The organism is Pseudanabaena sp. FACHB-1998 (assembly GCF_014696355.1).
In the GTDB taxonomy this organism is placed as follows: domain Bacteria; phylum Cyanobacteriota; class Cyanobacteriia; order Pseudanabaenales; family Pseudanabaenaceae; genus Pseudanabaena.
In genome coordinates this window covers 189,326-213,010 of the sequence record NZ_JACJQA010000045.1, presented here as the reverse complement: position 1 = coordinate 213,010, position 23,685 = coordinate 189,326, and the positions used below count along the sequence as shown (strand labels likewise).

Here is a 23,685-nt window from a genome sequence, read left to right as displayed (position 1 = left end):
TCCCAGAACTATTACCAGGGCAAATAGTGGCTATCGACAATGCTAGTTTTCATCCACAGGAAAGGATTAGGCAATTAGTCCGTCAGGCTGGCTGTGAGGTGATATTTTTGCCTCCCTATTCTCCTGACTTAAACAAGATTGAGAAATTCTGGGCTAGATTGAAGAGTTATGTCAGTAAGATTATTGGACAATGTAAAAGTTTATGGGATGCTGTTCAACAAGCTTTCTGTCATTTATCCTAACTATCTCTTTCTTTGCTATATCAGGTAAGTCCTTTGAAATTGTCATAACAGTTAACTCCAATAGCTTTATTTGTATTCCAATTGAAAAAATATAGAAAGAACTAAAACAGGTCTTATGCCACTTTGCTTTCTGCCAGCAGTAGGATTGAGATTTACAAAGTAAATTTGCGATCAACAACTATAAATTAACCTCAAACTACTACAGTCTTTGGTATGGCTGCACAGTTGTAAGCTTTGGAATAACTGCATAGTGCTTGACATTAAACGTATGTAACGGCACACCCAAAGAGATAGCGGTTTGACCTATCAAAGCATCAATTAGCCCAAGACTATGACTGAGGTTATACTCTGCAAACACTTCTAAAGCTTGATTACAAGTTTCGGCTGTCGCCCACACAATCTCAAAATTAGCAATCAATTTTCGGATTTGCTGCAATTCAATCTTGTTATTACATCCCTGCATTAGTTCCATTGCCACATATCCAGATAAAGCAAGCTTCTCATCCTCTAGAGATTCTAACCAACTAATCGCTGGAGGATACCTTCGCAGGAAGTCTATGATAATGTCACTATCCAAAAAGATCATAACGTTTTGCTTGAGATTGTTCGCGCAACTGACGAGCGTAGGTCAAACTATCCTTAATATCAGTACGATCTTCCCACACACCAATTAACCCAGAATTCAGTAATTGGCGCGCAGTAAAAGTTTTTTTAGGCTCAGACAAAGGAGAAATTAAAACTATTACTTCAACCTCTTGACCTTGAAAAACAGGCAGATCACTTAGATGAATTTCACTGTCTTTTTCTATAGTTTGCTGTAACCGAATTGCTTGCATAGCTTTATATTTCCTACGTTTGCATACATTCTTAAAGCATATTTATAGATTATAGCCGAATTCAAACTCTTACTAATTTAGGTGATTAGCAAGAAAATTTCTACCTAATCACCTAAATCATTATGTTAGAGCGATTCTATGGCTTCTGCTCAGGGAACATACACTTATCAGAATCACAACCCGCAGGGCCCGCCTCCACCAACTCACCTGAATCATAACGCAACAAACTCGCGTAAAAATCATCAGACGTGCGACGTTCTAGCACCTCAGCACTGAGCTTCTCATAGGTAGCCTTATCGATTGGCTCAAAAGGCAAACGAGGGAAAGTTTGCAGGTCATCAAAACGCGCCAACAGCGCCGCCGAGATATAACCCTCATCATCACGAATCGCTTCGTAAATCTTCTTCCCTAAAGGCTCTATTTCTGCCTCACGCAACTCCAAGGTTGCCGAAGTATTATGACGGGTATAGAATTTTTGAACCTGCATATAGAAATCAAACTGCGCCATCACATCGAACTTGCTGATATCCACCTTGTCAGCACCGTCAAGGTCAGCCCAAGACACGCTCACAGGAATCTCCACTAGCCATTCCGTACATCTCGGATCGAAAGGATCATTGAGCAATTGTCCATTCTCATCCTTATCCGATTGTGAAGGAATGATGCTATAGCCATAGTCCATACAAGCCCGTGCCACAGGATCATCTTTACGGAAAGTAATCCGACGGATAAAGCGCTGCGCCTTTGGTGGATGCCACCCTGGGGAAGCACCAGTCAGCAAGGATTTTGTGCCTGCTGGCTGAGTTGTAGTACAACGATTGGGACGGCGTAAACCATGCGCGTCGCAATATTCCCAAACTGTCTGATGGACGATTTCGCGCCAGCGATTGAGATAATCAGCTTCCTTCTCTTTGAAGTCTAGTCCCTGCACAGTGTCAGGACGGCCCGCTTCAAACCAGCGCAACCATTCCACACCAAAAGCATGAACGAAGAAGTCAAATAGCCCTGTGAAGGATACGCCCACAATCGGGTCAACATCGCGGCTAAATTGATAACGCTTCTCGATGAATTGATGATTAAGCAGTGACGCAACTGATAAAGCCCCTGCTTTAAATGCTGCTTCCTGTTCTTTTTCATCCTTAGGATTAATCAGATTAAGATGCACTTCTGAGAGATTACAGTGGAAATCTGCCCCCAAAATTTCACCGCATGGATTCAGAGCATAACGCTGTAACCTATGCTCTAGCTCATGTTCAGAGGCTTCAGGCTGCTGCGATCGCAACCATTCTTTGCCTTCTCCTTTAACATAAGCAGCCAGAAAATCACGCTTGAGTTCGGGAGTTGTAATCAAATCAGCATTGGAACGCGCGATCGCTTCACCCGCCCATTGAATTGCACCTTCACCCGAATAATATTGCTTGCGAACTGCATCAACACATTCTTTTTCAGTCGGCTTGCGATGGAATACCCTTGTGTGGTTCGCCATTCTTAAAGCATCACGCTCAGGATCAATTCTCCAATTGCCAGCTTCATCCTGCTGCCAGAGATTATCCTTTGCGACAGAACCAAGTGCGTCTTCAGACGAGAATTGCCTCATGCCGGCCGACCTTCGGATGTTACCAGCCACGATACAAACTGCGGCTTCATCGATGAGGATACAGCACTCAACGGAGGTAAGTTGACGACCGATCGCTTTATTTAAAATATTGGCGCAGCGATCATAGAGGGTAGGCAACTTGACAGGATTTGCCATACCGCCAAAACCTTTGAGGGCTTCACCACTGGGGCGGACATCGCTGATATCAACGGTGATTTGGACTGGTTTGGTACGATCAAACTGTTCGTTACTAGAGAGTTCGAGCAAAGATTGATATGACTTGACCCAACCTTGACGGCTATCGCCAACATAAAATTTAACGGCATTGTTGGCATAGTCAAATTCGACTTCGGTATTGTGGCGGCGTTTTTCGACAGGGGTGTCACCGATCGCACCGATCACCTTTACTTGTAACTGATTACGAATGACGGGCAGTTGGCTAATGTACTGCGGCTCTAATACGCCACCAGTACCTGATCCCTGCATGGCTAGATCCATCATCAAGCCAAAGGAGCGCCAGTCAATTACATTGGTGCTGGTGCAGTTATAGGAGCCAGAGAAATTTTCGGGGCGATCAACCCATTCTGTACCACCGACCCACAGCCAACGTCCAGAGGTGAGGGACTTGAGCTGCTTTTGCATCTTGTCGATCAGGGCAACTTGTTCATCGGTGAGCTTGCCTAGTGTCTTTAAACCTGTAAGTGTGCGATCGCATACTTCAGCCCAACTTTCGCGTTTGTTATTATATTTACGGCTATAAGTCCTGAAAAATACGGGGTAAGCGGCAGGAGCGCTATCGGGAAATCGAACCTCTTTGTCGAGGCGAATAAGTTCTTGCACCATAAAAAATGCTTTTGTTTTAACGTTGAGACAGATAATACCTTAACTTACATTTAGTGGTAAAAGCTCAATAAAATATATTTATCGCACTATTAGTAGATTTTTATTTGTACTACAATCATGAAATCATGATTTAAGCGGGATCATTATTGACGGTTTAAGAGTCCCGTTGGTAAGCCATCGATGCTGTGCTGATTTTTTTCTTGCCAATAGGCATACACACCTTCCTCACCTTTCTTCTCAGCCCATTCCTTTAAGACAGTGCGATCGCCTGAAAATTCATAAAAGGGAACTGCAAAACCACAGGAAGTTTGGACAGATTCCACTTTGACGCGCACGATTTGGCGAGTACCTGCGATCGCAGGAAATAGAGATAAATATTCTTGCCAATCCCCATCTCTGGGACGGATTGCTTGCCCTTGACCATAGAGACGCAAGATGAGAGGCTTCTCGGCAAAGCTACAAAGCATGATAGTGATTCGGCTGTTTTCAAGAAGATGGGCGGCGGTTTCATTGCCACTGCCTGTGAGGTCGAGGTAGGCGATTTCGGACTCGCTAATTACGCGCAAAGCATCCATTCCTTTGGGAGAGAGGTTAACCCGTCCATCAGTGGGAGCCGTTGCTACAAAGAAAATATGCTGTGCTTCAATGAAGGTTTGTAATTCTGGATTAAGGCGATCGTAGAATTTTGCCATGAGATGTCATGAGAATTTCTTTTTTTAAAGTTATCGCTCACAGGTGATATAGCTGTTGCCATTCTTGTTAGGACACAAAACCAGAAGACGAGTTGCGGCGCTTCGCGCCGCAACTCGTCTTCTGGTTTTGATTTGTCCTAATGCAAGTGACCACAGCTATAACTAAGCGATAACTTTAAAATTTTATAACTTTTCCGCAAACTTGCGAATGCGATCGCAACCTTCGCGAATGGTTTCCAAGTTGGTAGCATAGGAAAGACGGATGCAATTATCCAAACCGAAGGCAATCCCCGGAATAACTGCAACTTTCTGATCCTCTAGTAATTTGTCACAAAATTCTAGAGAAGGCATTCCAAAAGCTTTGATGCTCGGAAAGAGATAGAACGCCCCATCGGGTTTAGGACAAGTGAATCCTTTAATGGAAGTTAACAAGTCATACATCACATCACGACGCTCCGCAAAGGCTTTTCGCATTACCTCTACACATTCTTGGGAGTCATTGAGAGCAGTTACGGCTCCGTGTTGAGCAAAGGTACAAATATTCGAGGTGCTATGTCCTTGGATAATCGTAGTTGCCTTGATGATTTCGGGTGCGCCAGCCAGATAGCCAACCCGCCAGCCTGTCATCGAATAGGCTTTCGCAAAACCACTACTAATTAAAGTACGCTCATACATCGCAGGGCTAATGGAGGCAATGCTGAGGTGAGTCGCTCCGTCGTAAAGAATCTTTTCGTAAATCTCATCGGAAACGATATACACATGGGGATGTCGTTCCAAAACCTCGGCAAGTGCCTGAATTTCCTCAGGGGAATAAACCATTCCTGTGGGATTGGAAGGCGAGTTAAGCACAAAGAGCTTGGTTTTGGGAGTAATTGCCGATTCTAATTGCTCAGGCGTAATTTTATAGCCCGTTTCTTCAGAGGTAATTACGAATATGGGAGTTGCCTCGGCGAGTTTTGCCATTTCGGGATAGCTAACCCAAAATGGGACAGGAATAATTACTTCATCCCCCTCATCCAGTATCGCCATCATCAGGTTGTAAAGCGAGTGCTTACCGCCATTAGTGACGATAATTTGTTCGGGCTTGTAGGTTACTTGATTGTCGCGCAGGAGTTTTGCAGCGATCGCTTGTTTGAGTTCGGGTATACCTGCGGCGGCAGTATAGCGAGTCTTACCTTGATCGAGTGCGGTCTTGGCAGCAGCCTTGATGTGATCAGGAGTATCAAAGTCAGGTTCGCCAGCACTAAAGCTACAAACATCAAGTCCACTAGCCTTCATGGCCTTGGCTTTTGCGTCGATCGCTAAAGTTAAGGAAGGCTGAATATTACGAAGTCGTTTTGCCAGTTGCATTTTTTCTGGAGGAGCGGAGGCATCTTTACGGGATAGCTTCGCATTGTATCAAAGCATACTTGCTAGAGTTTGCAAGATTTTTAACAATTTACGATAAATAAACAAAGGCAGCTTAGCTACCCTTGTTTATTTATCCTGTTTGTAGGCTCGAATCATCGCCTGTGTGCCTTGTTCTGCGCCTTGCCCATCATCCAGTTGACTAACTTTTTGGAAATTTTGCATCGCTAAGGCGATCGCTGGTAATTCTGTGGCGAATTGTAAATTAACGGGCAAATCAACGGGTAAATCAACCGATAAGTTTGGGAGATCGTCCATTGCTTCAGCGATCTCCTGCACAAGTCGTAAGTCCTTGAGCATATGTTTAATCGCAAACCCCGGTTGATAATCACCGTTAGCAACTTTCATACCAAGGTTAGTTAACGCCCAAGAGCCAGCCGCCCCACTGCCGCAGACATCAACAATCAACTGCGGATCAATACCCATTTTTTGAGCCATTTGCATCGTTTCGCAGAGGGCGAGCATATAGACTGACACAAGGGTTTGATTGCAGAGCTTGACCGCTTGACCACTCCCGATCGCCCCACAATGTTTGATATTGCTACCCATCGCCTCAAGGAAGAACCTACAACTTAGCAAATCTTCGGCAGTGCCTCCGACCATAAAAGTTAATGTGCCATTACGTGCGCCCACGTCACCACCTGAAACTGGGGCATCCATAAACCGCAAACCATCATTTATTAGGACTTCGCCAATGGATTTTGCCGCTTTACTACCAATGGTACTGGTGTCGATAAAGAGGGTATTAGCCTTGGCAAAGTTAATGGCTCCCTCATCGCCGATAAGGACTTCGGTGACATCAGGCACATCCCCCAAACAGGAGAAAACCACATCGACATCGGTAACTGCTTCTTGGAGGGACTCGGCTAAGGAACCACCAGCATTAATAAATGGGGCGATCGTGGGGCGATTTTTGGTGCGGTTCCAGCCAATGACTGAATATCCACGTTTAACCAAGTTGGCAGCCATTGCCCCACCCATTAGTCCTAATCCCAGAAAAGCAATTTTTTGAGTCATATTGAAGATTTTGTAAAGGCTTTACAAATTTATCCTAAATCCTATTTATTCACGGGGAAGGAAGTAAAAAGCTTTGCACTAGGTGAGTAAGTTGCTTGAGCTTTATGGGCTTGCTCAAATAATCATTAGCGCCTGCTGCTAGACATTTTTCGCGATCGCCAACCATCGCTAATGCTGTCAAGGCAATGATTGGTATATTAACCAAATTAGGATCGAGGCGAATTTGTTTGGTTGCCTCTAGTCCATCCATAATCGGCATTTGGATATCCATCAAAATTAAGTCAGGCTGATGAGATTTCGCTAAAGCGATCGCCTCCTCTCCATTTTTGGCTAAGAGCAGACGATAACCTTTTGCCTCTAGATAATCACCAACACTACTAGTGTTAGCCTCATTATCTTCAGCCATCAAGATTAGCGGAGAATGCGTAGCTTCAAGAGAGGATAGGGATTCTCTTTTTGGAATAGCGTTTGTTGGCAAACCTGCCCTCATTTCAGGTTCACTGGGTAAATAGGGTAAATCAATCGTGAAGCAACTACCTACTCCTAATTCACTGGTTAAACCTATTTTACCGCCATGCAATTCCGCCATCTGCTTAACTAGAGCCAGTCCCAATCCTGTTCCATCGTACTGCCTATTTAAGGCGCTATCAATTTGGATAAAGGGTTGAAATAGTTTATTGACATTTTCGGGGGCAATTCCAATACCTGTATCGGTGACTGAAAAACGTGTCCAAGAGTTAGTATTCTCTACTTCTTGAACCTCCACTTTCTGGACTTCTAAGGTGATCCGCCCACCCTCTAGCGTAAATTTCATGGCATTATTCAGCAAGTTAATCAATACTTGTCGGATACGTCGTTCATCTAGTATTTGGTCAGGAAGATTTTTAGGCAGTTTAATCTCTAACTGAATGCGTTTTTTCAGGGCTTGTTGTTTGATAAAGGCAAGGCTAGATTGACAAAGAGAATCTACATTCGTAGGAGCGCAGTCTAATTCCAGCAGCCCTGATTCAATTTTTGCCACATCGAGAATGTCATTGATCAAGGCTAGCAAATGCTCACCACTTCGTTCTACAGCTTGGATTGCTTTGCGTTGCTTCTCATTGATCGTCCCGAAGATCTGGTCTTGGAGAGCCTCAGACATACCAAGGATGGAATTGAGTGGAGTACGGAGTTCGTGGCTCATATTTGCTAAAAACTCATCCTTGAGACGAGTAGCCCGACCAAGTTCTTCGTTAGAGTTTGAGAGTTCTTGGTTGCTTGTAGTGAGCTTTATCTCTGTGTGCTGCCTTACTAATAGTTCAGACTGGAGTTGTCTGTGGAGGCTGGCTTGTTGAATGGCGATCGCTAACCAGTTGGCAATTTGTTGGAGTAAATTTATTTCCATATCTTGCCAGTGGCGCGGAGAGTCACATTGATGGACAATCAGCAATCCCCAAAGGATTTGATTTTGAATAATGGGAACTGCGAGGGCGGCTCTAACTTGGAGTTCTGTAAGGACTTTGACTAAATGTGGTAAGTTCGATGGGTCGTCCGCTTCGCGATCGCAAAGTATAAACATACCTCCTTGAGCATAGTAATCGTAGCTCTCTTGAGAGAGAGCTTCATCAGGAAAGACGACATTCAGAATTTTTGAGCAATTTGATGCAGTGGATTCCGCAAGGGCTGACCTTGGCTCTCCTAAAATCAACTGATAAATTAACACTCGGTCTGACTGCAAGACCTCACGGACATCCTCAACAGTTGCCTTGAGAATCTCTGTCAAGTCTAGGGACGCTCGCATTCGTTGGGTAATCGCTCCGAGAATGCGTTCTTGTTCTGCTTGATATTTTAGTCTCGCTTCAATTTGGCGGCGAATAGTAACATCTTTTGTGATGCCCACTACACCAATAATATGATCTGTCCAGTCACGCAATGGCGCTTTGTGGGTCTCCATCCATCGCTGTTCCCCATTAGCCAAAGTCATCGTTTCTTCGATCCCCGATCTGGATGTACCAGATTTCATAACGCTCTGATCATCTTTTTGATAGGCGATGGTCTCGACTGGTGTCCATGGAAGATCAAAATCAGTTTTACCAATAACCTCTTCAGCCGACTTCAACCCAACCACTTTGGCAAACTGCTGATTGCATCCTAAATAAACAGACTCTCGATTCTTCCAAAATAATGCAAGAGGAACGGTGTCAACCACAGTTTGAATAAATTGTTGAGATTCCAATAGAGCATTTTCGACGAGTTTGCGATCGCTAATGTCGCGGATCAGAAAGACGACTTCATTATTGTTGCATGGAGAAACCCGCACTTCTTCGTAACGAAGTTCACCATTAATCCAAACCTGCTGTTCGTAGGTCTGCAAAGTTTGCGTAGCAAGTGCTTTCTGAAGAGCCGTGTATTTAGCCTCTGAATGTAATGGGATAATATCTGCTGGCAAAGAGTCAAAAATACTTTTGCCAATTACCTGTTGAGGATCAACCAGATTCTTTCCATGAGGAGAGGTTAAAAAGTCAATATATTTACCCTCACTGTTAACCCGAAACACCAAATCGGGCAAAGCCAATAGAGTGGCTTGGGTACGTTCTTCGCTATGTCTTAGAGCTTCTTGGATGACTTTGCGATCGCTAATATCCATCATAATTCCCAGCAATCCGATCACTTGCCCTGAAGCATCCCAAATCGGTTTGCCCTTGGTAAAAGTATATCCAACTGAACCATCAGCTCGGATAATCCGTAGTTCTGTTTCAAATGGTTCTCCATACTGAATTACTCTATCTACGAGATCGATAACTCGCTGTCGGTCATCCAGAGGATAATAGTTGAGGGCTTGCTCATAGGTGGGGTCTGGCTGATTGGGGTCAAGACCAAAAATCCTAAAGATTTCGGCAGACCAGATTAGTTGCTGATTGAGCAGATCTAGTTCCCAATCCCCCAGATGAGCGATGTGTTGGGCTTCGTTTGCACGGAGTACATTCTGCTGCAAAGCCGCATTACGGATCTCTTCACGGCGCTCTCCACGGCGCTCCAGATTTCTGTTAAGTTGCTGTAGCTCTGCTTCAGCAAGTTTACGCGCAGTAATATTCCGCACGATTGCCAAAACTTCTTGATCATTAATTGCTAATATCCTTACTTCTTCGTAGACTACCCGATTTTGCTTAAGAAAGTGATGCTCATAGACTTGCAATTCACCTGTAGTGATTGCTTGCTCAATAACTTGCAACTGTTTTTGAACTAATTTTGGTGGTAGAACTTCTGAAATATGATTGACAATCGGTAGGAAATCATCTGCCTCAATTCCTGAATTGATGTAAGCTAAGCAAGTGCCATCACATTGAAGTCGCAGCAATAAATCGGGAATCGTATCCAAGATTGTGCGAATAGTTGCTTTTCTGGCTTTTAAAGCAGCCGTTCGTTGTTCTACTTTTCTTTCTAAACTTTGGTTAAGCTGGTGTAGAGCCGCTTCAGCTTGTTGGTGACGAGCTATATTCGCCATTTCGATTAAAGTACTTTGGTCTACTAACCCCACAAGGCGATCGCCATCATCTAGCACAGGGAGATGACGAATGCGATGCTGTTGCAATAGGGCGAGAGCTTCATTAATATCAGTAAATGTAGATTCTTGGATAGTAATGACGGGGTGGCTCATCATCGCCTGAATTGGCAACTGGTCTAAAGGTATGGGCTGGGTGATGATACGTACAAGATCCCGTTCGGTCAAAATACCAATCACCCCTTTCTTTTGCGATAGATTCTCTACTACTAGCACATAGTCTGCACCAGTTTCCCCCATTAGTGCGATCGCTGCCATGATGGTCGTATTTGGTGATACCAAAGGCGAATGGCGGGCGATCGCCGAATGTAAATCTTTTGGATTGAGGTGACTTTCACTAATTATCATGGTTATCCCCTCTGATTGGCTAAATTAGACCTATTGGATAAAAAGCTCACCAAGTCTTGTAACTCAGTCTAGGTAAAGCTTTTAATTGTTGTGATCTAAAAGAATTGAAAACGACTCTGAATAAGAGGCTTAGCGATTGATTCATTATTACTCAACAACCCTAGAGTGTCCATACGCTTAGTGAGCCAATAAAGTTTGAATTGATAGCAATTCCCGACTCAACGAACCTGTGGCACACGCACGCTGTGTGTGCGCCACAGGGATTGGTTTTATTTTTTTAATTATGCCCAGCTACTTATGTGTAAAGATCAATACCTAAACCTTTTTGAATTTTAAAAACTCTTTGTAAAAATGACAAAAAATGTATGGATATTTCCAGGGCAAGGCTCGCAAGCTGTGGGAATGGGGCTAGATTTGGCAGAGGTTGGACGAGATAAATTTGCCAAGGCTGAGCAAATATTGGGTTGGTCAATTTTAGAAAAATCACAAACCGATGCCACGGAATTGGCTAAGACTCAATTTACACAACCTTGCTTATACGTCACTTCCGCAATCCTCAGCGATGTATTAAAAGAAAAAGGCGAAAAGCCCAGTGCCGTCGCAGGGCATAGCTTAGGAGAATATAGTGCGCTCTATTGCGCTGGCGTTGTGGATTTTGCGACAGGCTTGGAATTGGTGAAGCAGCGATCGCTTTTGATGGCGGAGGCAAGTGGCGGCGCAATGACCGCGTTGATTAGCTTCGATCGCGATCAACTAGAAGCAGCGATCGCTCAAACTGAAAATGTAGTACTTGCCAACGACAACAGCAAAGATCAAGTAGTAATTTCAGGAACAGAAGCGGCTGTCAAATCCATTTGCGATCAGGTCAAATCGAAGCGAGCCATTCCTCTTGCCGTAAGTGGTGCGTTCCATTCACCACTCATGGCAGTTGCCTCCGCTAAGTTTGCCGAATCTTTGCAACGGACAGTTTTTAATGATGCGGATACGCCTGTAATTTCCAATGTGGAACCTAACGACGCAACAACATCAGGGCAGGTGTTGCGCGATCGGCTCATTAAGCAAATGACTTCGCCTGTGCGTTGGCGTGAGATTAGTCTCTATCTTGCCGAACAAGGCTATGAACAAGCGATCGAGGTTGGATCTGGCAAGGTCTTGACAGGTTTAGTCAAGCGATCGGCTCCCAATTTAGCTCTAGTCAATATCAGCACCCTAGAACAAGCGATCGCCTTTTAGAGCGCAAAGCGCCCAAACCCCAAAAGACTTTTAAAGCGTTGCTTCGCAACGCTTTAAAAGTCTTTTGGGATATAGGAACAAGAAGCTTAAGCCTCTTGTCTGGGGTTAATTAAGTAAGGCGGCGATCGCCTTCGCTTCCATTGGCTCAAATAGATAATGCCCTTGACCTGCATAACAATTATGCGCTTCTAAAAACTTTAATTGCTCTGCATTTTCGATGCCTTCAGCTACCACGTTTAAGCCTAAATTCAGTCCTAAAATAATAATCGCTTTCACAATTTCACAATTCTCAGAATTGTGATGCAGTCTGCCAATAAACGAGCGATCAATCTTAAGCGTATGAATCGGAAAACGATGGAGATAGCTTAGCGAAGAATAGCCTGTACCAAAATCATCAATACAGGTTTGAATATTTCGCTCCTTCAACTCCGTGAGAATCTGTGTAGCCAAAGAAGTTCTTTCAATCAATATACTTTCCGTGACTTCTATCTTTAAGTTTTCATTAACCAGATTAGTTCTCTTAATTACCTGTTCAATTTGATTAGTCAGATCGGCTTGATTAAAATGCTTGCCAGACAAATTGACATTCATCGTTAAATGTCGAGCTTTAGGAAACTGCTCCTGCCATGTTTTTAATTGAGTACAGGATTCCTCTAGCACCCAAAAATCGATCGCCCCAATTAATCCCACATCTTCCGCAAGGGGAATAAATTCCATCGGTGAAATGAGCCCCTGTTCGGGATGTCGCCAACGCACAAGCGCTTCAAATCCGATAACTTGTCGTGACCGTAAATGCAAAATTGGTTGATAATGAACGTATAATTCTTGTCTTTCGATCGCTCGCCTCAGATCGTTTTCTAAATGCAGCTTTTTGAGAGCTTCCTTATGCATTGCGGGATTAAATACTTCATAGCGTTCTCTTCCTGCCTCTTTAGCCCGATACATCGCCGTATCAGCATCCCGCAACAATTGATCTGGCTGGGTATAGTTGCCAGAATTTAGGGCTATGCCAATGCTCGTACTAACAAAAATTTCATTCCCATCAATTAATATTGGTTGTTTGAGAATCTCCTGAATCCTATGCGCTACATCAATTACATCACTAACATCTGCTAATTCTTCAAGCAACATTACAAACTCATCTCCCCCTAACCTAGCCACCGTATCTCCTCCCCTCAGACAAGAAACTAGTCGCTTCGCCACAATCTTCAATAATTGGTCACCCGCAAGATGTCCGAGACTATCATTAATCACCTTAAATCGATCTAAGTCTAAAAAGAGAACGGCAAACTGCTCGTTAGGACTATTAGTGTTAAGGTGCGATCGCCTCTGCGCGATGGTTAAAGCATGACTTAAACGATCTAAGAATAAAGAGCGATTTGGTAAACCCGTCAAGGCATCATGGAAAGCATCATGGCGGAGTTGGGCTTCCATCTTTTTGCGCTCCATGAGTTCGGATTGGGCATTTTGATAGAGAGCCGACTGATGAATGGCGATCGCACATTGATCGGCGATCGCTTTCACGAGCGATCGCTCATTTGCCGACCAAGTACGTTGGCGATCGTTCTGATATAGGCTAATTCCCCCAAAATATGATTGCTGATAAATAAGCGGGGTGATCACGAGGGAGTGAATGCCATAACCTTCGGCAATAACTTTTACAGTTTGATCGAGAGATTCATCAAGTTGATCAATAATAATCTGCTGCCCCTGCACCAATTCCTTGTGATAGAACTCATAAAATTCACAGGGAAGACCAATTATCTTTTGGATTTGCTCTTTTTCACCAGCGAGATTACTGACATAGCTTACTCGTATAACCTGCTCACTATCGGGTTGAAGAATCAAGCAATAACTAACTTTTAACTCTTCGTACAAGAGATTGGCTGTTGTTTGTAAGACCTCCTCTAACACGAGGGTTTCGCGCATTGATTGGACAATTCGATTAATAATGGTCTCTCGCCAAGCCTGTTGCTCAATTTGGGCGATCGCCTCTCTCTGTTGTCGCCGTAACTCAAACTCCTGCAAAGCCCGTTGGAGAACACTAGGCAAGCGAAATAACCGATCCTTTAACACATAGTCGGTCATGCCCGCTTTGATACATTCGACCGCCGCCTCTTCCCCCAAGCTGCCAGTAATCAAGATAAAGGGGATATCTTGGCTAGATTGTTTTAAATATTCAAACGCCTGTAACCCATTAAAACTAGGTAGTCGATAGTCCGATAGAACTACGTCATAGACTTTTTCTTGCAAATATTTTTGACATTCGCTCGCAGTTGCGGTTACTTCATAGGTAAAGGATAAATTAGCCGATTCTAGAGCCAATATGGTTAGCTCCACATCCGCCACCACATCCTCAATCATCAAAATATGAAGCGATCGCGGCGATCGCTCATTATTGGGTTCCGTCAATTCTCCAAACTCAGATATCAAATTGCTCATGGTTTACAGATACAAAGACACAGGTTTAGAGCTGTTAGTCAGTCGATATAATTACTGACAACTCTAAGAACTCATGGAGACTTATAGGGCTCTATGTTTAAATCTTAAATAATACATTCTCCCCAAGGATTGCTATACAACCATTTGCAGAAAAACGTCCAAGCCTAAACCGCCACTATTAATACTCAAACTCAAAGGTGGAATGCCACCTCTCAGAATTAAAAAACCAACCCCTAAAGGTTTTCGAGATTCAAACAATAGCAACGCTATGTTTTGAATTTGTATTAAGTTGTGGTCACTGAGTACTAATCAGCATCTGAAGCATTACTGTTTGCTAAATTATACCTAAAAAAATACTCAACCCATCTATTCATCCAAAGTTCATAAGATTTTATATTAATGTAAGCCTTGCTAGAGACATATATAGCCAAGCAAGTTTTGCTTAGGACATAAAACCCAAAAAGCGAGTTGCGGCGCGAAGCGCCGCAACTCGCTTTTTGGGTTTTGGTTTGTACTACCTAACTCTTGCTTTGCTATAGCGATCGCCAGTCTTGTTAAACCACAAAACCAGAAGATGTATTGCGGCGCTTCGCGCCGCAATACATCGATTTGTCCTAAGGGAAGTGAGGAGTGGCTGTGCGAAGCACAGCCACTCCTCTTTTATTTCAATACTGATCTTGAGATGGCTGTTGATTGAGCATCATCCAATAAAAACCAACGTGCTGTGACATCTGCACAAACTGCTGAAAGTCCAAAGGCTTCACAATATAACTATTCACCCCCAGATCGTAGCAAGCCTTTAAATCTCTATTCTCCGCCGACGAAGTCATCACCACTACCACTAAATTACGAGTGCGAGGCGAATTGCGAATTGCTTCTAAAACCTCAATCCCATCTACCTTTGGTAGCTTGAGATCTAGCAAAACAAGACGAGGCAGGGGACATATAGGCGGCTGACCATCCCGACCAAATAGATAGTGCAGAGCTTGTTCGCCATCCGAAACGACAGTAATCTTATTAACAAAGTTATAACTGTCTAGGGCGATTTGGATTAGCTCCACATCATTAGGATCGTCCTCAACTAGCAAAATTTGAGTTGGTTGCATACATTCAATCTATATTTCCTAATTTATACCAAAACACAAAATGAACTTGCCATTCTTGTGAGGGCACAAAACCAAAAGATAAGTTGCGGCACTTCGCGCCGCAACTCGCTTCTTGGGTTTTGATTTGTCCTAATGCAAATGACCACAGCTATAAGTCCTCAATTAAAGCTTGACAAAAAAGGTTGCACCTTGATTGGGAGAGCTTTCTGCCCAAATAGAGCCACCATGACGCTGGATAATTCGTTGCACGATCGCTAAACCAATCCCCGTGCCTTCAAATTCTTTTTCATTGTGTAGACGCTGAAAAGCGCCAAAGAGTTTATCAGCATATTCCATTTGAAATCCTGCACCATTATCCTTAATTCTAATTGTGCCATCGGGTAGACTATCAATTTCAATCACAGGCTTGGGCTGATTGCGGCTAAACTTTACCGCATTATCAATAAGATTGCGGAACACTTGGTGTAAAAGAGTGGCATCGCCAACTAGATTGGGCAATTCTCCGATCGCGAATTCAAGGGCAGGATTGTGAGCGGGATCAGTGCAGATAATCTCGATCGCCTCATCGACCAGTTCGCGGACAGAAATCTGATGAAAATCTAGAGGTTTTCGACCAAAGCGAGATAGGATCAGCAACCCATCGATTAAACTTCCCATCTTTTGGCTACTGCTATCGATCACCTGTAAGTAGTGCATAATTTTAGGATCACTTAACAACTCTTGTCTTTTTAACTGCTGTTGCAACGCATTCACAAATCCATTGATATGGCGCAATGGCGCTCGGAGATCATGGGAAACAGAGTAGCAAAAGGATTCTAATTCTCGATTAGTATTTTCTAGTTGTCTTGATGTTTGCAAGATTTTAGCTTCCGATCGCTTTTGAGCGCTAATGTCTGTAACCCTGACCAGATTAGTAGTCTGACCCGCCACTATAATTTGTCTAACTGCGAGATTACCCCAAAAGCAGTGACCCTTGAGGCTGATATAGGTAACTTCTTGACTCCAAAATCCTTTGGTTGCCATTTCTAAATTAATTTGCTCCAGTTCCGCTAGAGAAAACTGACGCTCTTGGAGGATACGCCCTTCGATTCCAATTAGTTCAGACTTGTCGGAAGCTTCAAACAGATGGACGGCGGGAAGATTGCAGTCAGTAGTTAGTAATGTATAGGGATCAACTAAAAATAGGGCATCCGTAGACTCATTAAAAATAGCTTCACGCAAATCATGACTACGCTTTAATTCTGCTTCGGCTAATTTGCGAGCAGTGATATCAAAGTTAATGCCAATCATCCGATCTGGGTTGCCTTCTTTGTTTTTCTGAATCAGGGCATAGGCTTTGATATAGCGGATGGTGTCGTCAGGTAGCAAAATCCGAAATTCAATATCGAAATCTTTTGCTCCTTGAAAGGCTAGTTGAACTGAGGCTTCGGTAGTTGCCCGATCGCTCGGATGCAGACGATTTGCCCAAGTTAAATAGGTAATAGGAGATGGGTGGGAATCAACTTCATAAAGTTCATACATCCGTTCATCCCAGATCAGAATATCGTTAGGAACATCCCATTCCCAAATACCGATCGCTGCCGATTTTAAGGCTAAAGTCAAGCGATCGGTGAGGTTCTGGAGTTTCTGCTCCGCAATTTTGCGATCCGTAATATCTATAGCAGTGCCGACGATATGGGTTAATTGTCCTGAACCGTTATAGATCATTTCTCCCTTGGCTAATACATAGATCAATTTGCCATTGGATTGAATGATGCGATGTTCAAGATCGTAGGCTTTTTGGGAATTGATCGCGGTTTGTACCGTGTGATGAAAATACTCCCAGTCATCTGGATGAATATATTGTTGGAGTTCTTCATAACCAGGTGGTTCGGCACTAGGTTCGAGTCCATAAATCCGAAATACTTCATCTGACCAAGTGAGAATCCCTGTACTGATTTCAAATTCCCAACTTCCTAACTTACCGATACGCTGAGCCGTTTTGAGATGGGTATCAGTCTTCATTAACTGGGCTTCGGCTAACTTGCTGTTAGTAATATCAAAGTTAATTCCGAGCATACGCTGGGGTAAGCCCTCATCATTGCGCTGAACTAGGGCATAGGCTTTGATGTAGCGAATACTACCATCGGGTAACAAGATTCGGAATTCGGGTTCGTAATCTTTAGTGCCACTTAAAGCTAGCTGCACTTCGTTTTCCGCGAACTGGCGATCGCTTGGATGGACACGGCTTGCCCATGCTAAATAGGCATCAGGCTCATGAACGGGATTTACGCCATAGAGTTCATAGGTACGCTCATCCCAAATCAGAAAGTTGTTCGCAATATTCCATTCCCAAATGCCGATGGAAGCAGATTTCAAGGCAAGGGTGAGGCGATCGGTGACATTTTGAAGCTGCTGCTCGGTTTTTTTGCGATCGGTAATGTCCCGCACGATTACCAGTAGTTCATCTTCGCAATAGGGAGCGATTCGCACCTCTTCATAAACAGTTTTGCCAAACTTAGTTAACTGATGTTCATAGATTTGGACTTCTCCTGTGGCGATCGCAGTTGCATATATTTTTAGCTGAGCTTGAAGATCCTCTGGATCTAATACTTCCGAGATATGATGCTGAATTGGTAAATATTTGGATTTGGTTTGAGATGAAGGCATGATGCACTGTAAGCAAGTGCCATCGGGCTTAAGCAAAAGCAGCAGATCAGGTAGGGTATGAAGAATCGCCAGATTTCGGGCTTCACTTTGGCGCAAATCATCACTACTTTGTTTGATCCGTTTCTCTAGTTCCAGATTGAGTTGTTGCAGGGATAGCTCTGATTGTTTGAGTTCTGTGATATCTCGCCCCACTGACTGAATCTCAACCAGTTTCCCACACTCATTAAAAATGCCTTGATTAATCCATTGTGTCCAGCCGATTTGACCATCAGTGCGACGGTCACGATTGACAGCAATAAAACTGGACTTTATCGGGCTTAGTAAAGCGATATTTTGCAATACACTTTGTAAATCATCGGGTTCGGCAAAATCAATCCATTTCTGTCCTAAAACTTGCTCTAAGGGAGATCCCAACATGTTACAAAGAGCTTCATTAGCAAAGATGATCGTCGTGTCAGCCAGTGAACGCAGAATTAGGTCAGTTTGTCTTTGAATAACGTCATAGTAACGACTTTCCCCTTGCAAAATAATTTCTACTGTCTGTTGCTGTTTAGAAGCAACTTGATACCGATCGCTAATTTCGGTCGCGATCGCATCAAGGTGGACGGGCAAGCCTGAGTTATCTTTAAATATTTTCCAACGTACCGAAAACCAGCATTTTGTGCCGTTGGGCTGTTGAAACTGATAGTTTAGACGTGATGAGCCTGCTATTTGGGCTTGGGCGATCGCCTCTTGCATTTTAGGCTGATCATCCAAGGCGATCGCCTCTAGCCAAAAGTGTGGATTAGCAAGCAATTCTTCGCGATCGCATTGATAAATTTTAGCAGCAGCAGCATTGAAATAAAGGGGCGTAAGATCGGGTAGAGCGAGCGACCAAACGATATCATCAAAACTATCGATGATTTCCGCAAGCAAGTTGTCACGGCTAGGGACATATTCATGACTCATTGCAATCATCCATTCTAAAAATTGGAACCATAGCTAGATTTAACTAGTAGTCCTAAATTTATTTTGCTAAGGATGGACGGCGCGGAGCGCCGCCCATCCTTAGCTATTTAGCACTACCTAACTATTGTCAAATCTTTGGCAAAACTTTACTGATTTCTAACTGTAAATCTAGATTTGGGAAAATCGTGAAGGCGATTGACTCATGGGCAAGGACATATCGGCGTTGAGCATAATTTCCTTTGCCTTGCATATCCCGATAAGGTTCGCTATATATCTCTAACCGATTGTCCACTAAGTTAAATAACCAATAATTAGCTATTCCTGCCTCAGCATAAAGCACCCCTTTGATATCGCGATCATAATCGATAGAAGAATCGGCAATTTCAATAACCAGCAAAATATAGTCAGGGGTGGGATGTCCTGTGAGGTAGTTATCTTCGCGATCGCGCACAATTACAAAATCTGGTTCAGGTGAACTATCAGGTAGCAAAAAGATCGGATCTTGGCATCGGATAATCGCAAGATCATTCACCAGTTTGTATAGTTCTCGCATCAAATTACTACAACAAACGGTATGTCTTGTTCCCTTAGCCGCCATCTGTGTAATTTCTCCTCGAATTAATTCAGTGCGCTCTTTTTCAGCACTATCTTGCAAAATCCCTAAATCGGCAAGACGTTGATATTCAGCGATCGTAAATCGTTTGGTTTGAACTAACATCAGCACACCTCACGCGGAACATATCTGTAATGATTGTAGCGATAAAAAAAGCGGCGCTTTGCGCCGCTTTTTTTATTTAACCAATTGTCTTTCGATTAATCCTGTCAAACTATCTGTCCAATGGGTAGCAAGATCAAGGCTCTCGGCTTCCACCATGACCCGCATTAGCGGCTCAGTACCCGAAGCACGGACTAAGACTCTGCCGCGATCGCCTAAATCTTGTTCGGCTAATGCGATCGCCTGAACGAGTGCATCACAGGTTTGCCAATTACGGCGCAATTCCCGATCTTCGACGCGCACATTTTTGAGCAATTGGGGATAGGGATGGAAACTCTGATCCATCAGTTCAGCGAGAGGTGCTTTTTGCTTGGCTAAAGCGGCAAGGTGTAAAGCCGCAAGTAACCCATCGCCACTCACAGCATAGTGACGGCATAGCACATGCCCCGACTGTTCGCCGCCGAGCATTGCGCCCGATCGCACCATTTCCGCATGGACATACTGATCACCCACCGCAGTTCGCACAAAATTACCGCCCAGTTTTTGCCATGCTCTTTCAAAGCCAAGATTTGCCATCACCGTCGTGACGATCGCACTGTTGGGAAGTTGATTATTTTCCAGCAATTCTTGACCCCAGAGGTACAGGATGTAATCGCCATCAACGACGCGACCATTGCTATCCACAGCTAAAACGCGATCGGCATCGCCATCAAAGGCAAAGCCCATATCAGCCTTATGTTCTTTAACGGCGGCGCGTAGAGGTTCGAGATGGGTGGAGCCGCAATTAACATTAATGAGATCGCCATCGGGTTCTTGGTGAAGGCAAATTACTTCTGCGCCTAGGTTACGAAATACTTCTAGGGAAACGCGAGTTGCCGAACCATGCGCCAGATCGAGGACAACTTTGATGCCTTGTAAATTTGTGGCGATCGAGTTTTGGAGAGAATCTTGATAGTCAGAAATTAAATGGGACTTTTCGTGATACTTGCCCCAATCCGTAGAGGAATTAATGAGATCGGCATGAAGTCTTGATTCCAGCAAAGCTTCGATCGCCTGTTGAGTTTCTCCACAAAGTTTTGAGCCATTGTCCCCAAAGAACTTAATGCCATTGTCTTCAGGTGGGTTATGGCTTGCGGAAATCATCACGCCGCCAAAGATTTCTGGTGAGTTTGCCGTGAGATAGGCAACCGCAGGCGTAGGACATAGCCCAATATGCCAAACATCCCATCCTGCCGCCGTTAAACCTGCGGAAATTGCTGCCGATAGCATATCGCCCGATGTCCGAGAATCTTGCCCGATCGCAATTACATTGGCTGCATTTACTGATGCATTTATTGATGTATTTTGGCGATCGCGCTCCAATTCCACACGCTCTTTTAAAATCTTACCCGCACTAATTCCTACTTCTAGGGCTAAGGGGGCAGTCAAAAAACTACCGACATGACCACGAATGCCATCCGTACCAAACAATTTCATAACCTAAACTCCACACACCAGACAGTATTTTGATGAACTCTGATCAGTAGCTGGGCATAATTAAAAAATCAGAACCAAAACCTGTGGCGCACGCGCAGCGTACGCCACAGGTTTTGGTTTTTTATATTTAATTTCGCCTAACTACTTAAAAATTAATGACCTATATATTTCTAATCAAGTTGCCATGAAAGTCAATAGTAATAAACAAGAAGGCTCACATCGTGAGCCTTCTTGTAAAAAAACTATGCTGCAACTTCAAACTTCGGGCGTTGATTAACAACTTCATCGATCAAGCCGTAACTTTTTGCCTCATCAGGAGCCATAAAGAAATCGCGATCGGTATCCTCAGCAATGCGATCGATGGGCTGCCCCGTATGGAAAGCCATCAACTCATTCAGACGATTCTTGTGATACAGGATTTCCTTAGCTTGGATTTCGATATCTGTTGCTTGACCCTGTGCGCCGCCGAGAGGTTGGTGAATCATAATACGGGTATGGGGTAAAGATAGTCTCTTGCCCTTTGCGCCGCCCGTGAGCAGAAAAGCCCCCATACTTGCCGCTAGCCCCACACAAATGGTGGAGACATCAGGACGAATGTGCTGCATCGTATCGTAAATTGCCATACCTGCGGTCACAGATCCCCCAGGGGAATTGATATACAAGAAAATATCTTTTTCGGGATCGTCGGCTTCGAGGAAAAGCAACTGAGCCACAATGATGTTGGCAATGCTGTCGTCAACCTGTTGCCCCAAAAATACGATCCGCTCCCGCAGCAGGCGCGAAAAAATATCAAAGGCTCTTTCGCCACGACCAGACTGTTCGATTACGGTTGGGATCATAATTTAATCTTTACGGTTTACTCTCAGTCTATTGTACTGATATGTACTCACCGCTAACCTCTGTCTCTATTCGGATTTCACCCCGCATGGCGATCTCATCAAAAAAGCAGTACTTTATGCTGCTTTTTTGATTAGTCATGGCGATCGCGATAAATTGCTCTCGAAGTCCGATTTTGGGCAGTAGTCAAATGAACTGCTTCTTTTTTAGTCAAATCTCCATCCTTAAGATAAACCCGACGTTGAGCAGCAATTTTTGTCTCTCTTGCTTGCAAGTTTTTATATTCTTGCTGGCTAATTGTGCCTTGTTGCACCCCTTTATAAACGCGCTCTTGTTGATTGACTTGGCGATTATAGATCGTACCTGCGGATGCTGAACTGGGATTGACTAAGCTGAGGGTGCTAAGAACTGAAGTAGCTGCAAGGATTGGGAGAATGAAGCTTTTCATAATGTCACCTCTGGCGATCGCCTTGAATCGAATGTTTAACGATTGACGCTGGTTTAGACATTAGCTTCTAGCCAAAAGGTTCAAGTTATTTATTTCGACAATTATTTCTCAAGAAAACCTGAAATAATAATTCCGAAAGTGCGATCGCGCAAACTCACATAACTTCTTCAGCCAAAAGTTTACCCTTGCCCCGTTCCTATTCATCTTCAAGAAACCATTCTTGGTCTGCTTGGTAATTCAAGTGAGAGACCACTATACCAATAAAGTTTAGGTGATAATGGCATGAGAAATTTATAATCATTGCCTATAGCTTTATAAAGATGACCAGATATTTTCTAAATTCAGGACAAATCCTAATAAAACATCTTCCCCAGACAGGCTTATAGGCGCTTCGAGAATCTCTAAAGGCTGACCTAACCGATAAATTGCCACACGTTTACTTTCAGGATCAATTAGCCAACCCAAGCGACAACCATTATCTTGATATTCCTGCATCTTTGCTAAACCCTTAATCCATGAATCCGTTGGTGACAAAAGTTCGATCGCAAAGTCAGGGCATAGTGGTAAAAATTTCTTGCGTTGTTCAGGAGTGAGGGCATTCCATTTTTCAATGGGTATCCATGCCGCATCAGGAGAGCGATCGCTACCTCTAGGCAGGGAAAAGCCGCCAGAAGAATCAAAAACCTTACCAAGTTGATCCTGACGATTCCAGATATTTAAATCAGTATTTAGATCGGAATTCCAAGCGCTAGTTTCGCCACCAGTGGGGGACATAATTACGAGTTCTCCATTTACATTGCGCTCTAGTTTAAGTTCGGGGTTTGCCGCGCATAGCTCGTAAAACTGCTCTCTGGTCAGTTTCACAATCGGATCGAGATTGATTGTATAGGCGGTCATCATCTTTACTCCGCAAAGCAACTTTGCTCTTTTGATCTATCTTAAGGAAATACGCTTTATAAAATATCAACAGACAGTAGATCTTATTCTCACATAATTTCTTCAGCCAAAAGCTTACCTTTGACCCGTTCATATTCATCTTCAAGAAACCACTCTTGGGCTTCTTGGTAATTCAAGGGAGAGACAACCAGTTTGTAATCAGAGGCAGGATTAAAAACTGTGCATTTGCCATCATGATCAACCACAAGCATCAAAATTTTCGGGGGGAAAGGTATGGGATCAACCCAAAGTTCGATAAATTTCCAAGTTTTAGCCTGTTTTTCGATGACTGGTACGAGGAATTGCATGATACTCACCTTTAGTTTTTAGGACTTTGCTCTCACCGTAGTATCGTCATGTATCATAATTTTC

At 43.7% G+C, this 23,685-nt stretch carries 18 protein-coding genes and 1 pseudogene; 2 read left to right on the top strand and 17 right to left on the bottom strand.

Annotation, left to right across the window (positions count from 1 at the left end; all coding sequences use genetic code 11):
* A partial coding sequence (locus tag H6F42_RS18660) for a transposase (protein WP_190400870.1) occupies positions 1-242 on the top strand: 242 nt, incomplete at its 5' end.
* 90 nt (positions 243-332) lie between these two features.
* Here H6F42_RS18660 and H6F42_RS21990 read toward each other — a convergent pair.
* The 8 genes and pseudogenes from H6F42_RS21990 to H6F42_RS18620 all read right to left on the bottom strand — a co-directional run.
* Positions 333-407 (bottom strand): annotated as a pseudogene (locus tag H6F42_RS21990) (type II toxin-antitoxin system PemK/MazF family toxin); the annotation flags it as partial.
* A 34-nt stretch (positions 408-441) separates the two neighbouring features.
* On the bottom strand, positions 442-828 hold the full coding sequence (locus H6F42_RS18650) for a type II toxin-antitoxin system VapC family toxin (protein ID WP_190400869.1): 387 nt from the start codon (positions 826-828) through the stop codon (positions 442-444).
* The gene (locus tag H6F42_RS18645) at positions 812-1,078 is read right to left on the bottom strand and encodes a hypothetical protein (protein WP_190400868.1); all 267 of its coding nucleotides are present in this window, start codon (positions 1,076-1,078) and stop codon (positions 812-814) included. The genes H6F42_RS18650 and H6F42_RS18645 overlap by 17 nt, the downstream gene beginning before the upstream one ends.
* Before the next feature lie 136 nt (positions 1,079-1,214).
* A complete protein-coding gene (gene nrdJ, locus H6F42_RS18640; RefSeq protein WP_190400867.1) occupies positions 1,215-3,518 on the bottom strand; it encodes a ribonucleoside-triphosphate reductase, adenosylcobalamin-dependent in 2,304 nt (767 codons plus the stop codon).
* Between the two features lie 143 nt (positions 3,519-3,661).
* A complete protein-coding gene (locus tag H6F42_RS18635) occupies positions 3,662-4,210 on the bottom strand; it encodes a pyridoxamine 5'-phosphate oxidase family protein (protein WP_190400866.1) in 549 nt (182 codons plus the stop codon).
* Between the two features lie 183 nt (positions 4,211-4,393).
* Positions 4,394-5,560: a pyridoxal phosphate-dependent aminotransferase gene (locus tag H6F42_RS18630; protein ID WP_190400865.1), complete on the bottom strand. Its 1,167-nt coding sequence runs from the start codon at positions 5,558-5,560 to the stop codon at positions 4,394-4,396.
* 126 nt (positions 5,561-5,686) lie between these two features.
* A complete protein-coding gene (locus H6F42_RS18625) occupies positions 5,687-6,634 on the bottom strand; it encodes an NAD(P)-dependent oxidoreductase (RefSeq protein ID WP_190400864.1) in 948 nt (315 codons plus the stop codon).
* Between the two features lie 49 nt (positions 6,635-6,683).
* Entirely contained in the window at positions 6,684-10,523 is a 3,840-nt protein-coding gene (locus H6F42_RS18620; protein WP_190400863.1) for a PAS domain-containing protein, read from the bottom strand.
* Positions 10,524-10,874: 351 nt separating this feature from the next.
* On the opposite strand from H6F42_RS18620, the gene fabD reads away from it, so the two are divergent.
* Positions 10,875-11,756, top strand: coding sequence for an ACP S-malonyltransferase (gene fabD, locus H6F42_RS18615; protein ID WP_190400862.1), 882 nt, complete (start codon positions 10,875-10,877; stop codon positions 11,754-11,756).
* Between the two features lie 105 nt (positions 11,757-11,861).
* Here the strand turns inward: fabD and H6F42_RS18610 are convergent, their stop codons facing one another.
* The 9 genes from H6F42_RS18610 to H6F42_RS18570 all read right to left on the bottom strand — a co-directional run bounded on the left by H6F42_RS18610 (position 11,862) and on the right by H6F42_RS18570 (position 23,621).
* Positions 11,862-14,198, bottom strand: coding sequence for an EAL domain-containing protein (locus H6F42_RS18610; RefSeq protein ID WP_190400861.1), 2,337 nt, complete (start codon positions 14,196-14,198; stop codon positions 11,862-11,864).
* 665 nt (positions 14,199-14,863) lie between these two features.
* Positions 14,864-15,304 (bottom strand): response regulator, encoded by a 441-nt coding sequence (locus tag H6F42_RS18605; RefSeq protein WP_190400860.1) that lies wholly within the window; start codon positions 15,302-15,304, stop codon positions 14,864-14,866.
* Between the two features lie 162 nt (positions 15,305-15,466).
* Positions 15,467-18,901 carry a PAS domain-containing sensor histidine kinase gene (locus H6F42_RS18600; protein ID WP_190400859.1) on the bottom strand — a complete coding sequence of 1,145 codons (3,435 nt, stop codon included), beginning with the start codon at positions 18,899-18,901 and terminating at the stop codon, positions 15,467-15,469.
* Between the two features lie 127 nt (positions 18,902-19,028).
* Positions 19,029-19,619, bottom strand: coding sequence for a Uma2 family endonuclease (locus H6F42_RS18595; RefSeq protein WP_190400858.1), 591 nt, complete (start codon positions 19,617-19,619; stop codon positions 19,029-19,031).
* Between the two features lie 72 nt (positions 19,620-19,691).
* Positions 19,692-21,092: a phosphoglucosamine mutase gene (glmM, locus tag H6F42_RS18590; RefSeq protein ID WP_190400857.1), complete on the bottom strand. Its 1,401-nt coding sequence runs from the start codon at positions 21,090-21,092 to the stop codon at positions 19,692-19,694.
* Between the two features lie 242 nt (positions 21,093-21,334).
* The gene (gene clpP, locus H6F42_RS18585) at positions 21,335-21,931 is read right to left on the bottom strand and encodes an ATP-dependent Clp endopeptidase proteolytic subunit ClpP (RefSeq protein WP_190400856.1); all 597 of its coding nucleotides are present in this window, start codon (positions 21,929-21,931) and stop codon (positions 21,335-21,337) included.
* Between the two features lie 131 nt (positions 21,932-22,062).
* Positions 22,063-22,377: a hypothetical protein gene (locus H6F42_RS18580; RefSeq protein ID WP_190400855.1), complete on the bottom strand. Its 315-nt coding sequence runs from the start codon at positions 22,375-22,377 to the stop codon at positions 22,063-22,065.
* A 312-nt stretch (positions 22,378-22,689) separates the two neighbouring features.
* The gene (locus tag H6F42_RS18575) at positions 22,690-23,274 is read right to left on the bottom strand and encodes a Uma2 family endonuclease (RefSeq protein ID WP_190400889.1); all 585 of its coding nucleotides are present in this window, start codon (positions 23,272-23,274) and stop codon (positions 22,690-22,692) included.
* Between the two features lie 89 nt (positions 23,275-23,363).
* The gene (locus tag H6F42_RS18570; RefSeq protein ID WP_190400854.1) at positions 23,364-23,621 is read right to left on the bottom strand and encodes a hypothetical protein; all 258 of its coding nucleotides are present in this window, start codon (positions 23,619-23,621) and stop codon (positions 23,364-23,366) included.
* Positions 23,622-23,685 lie beyond the last annotated feature (64 nt).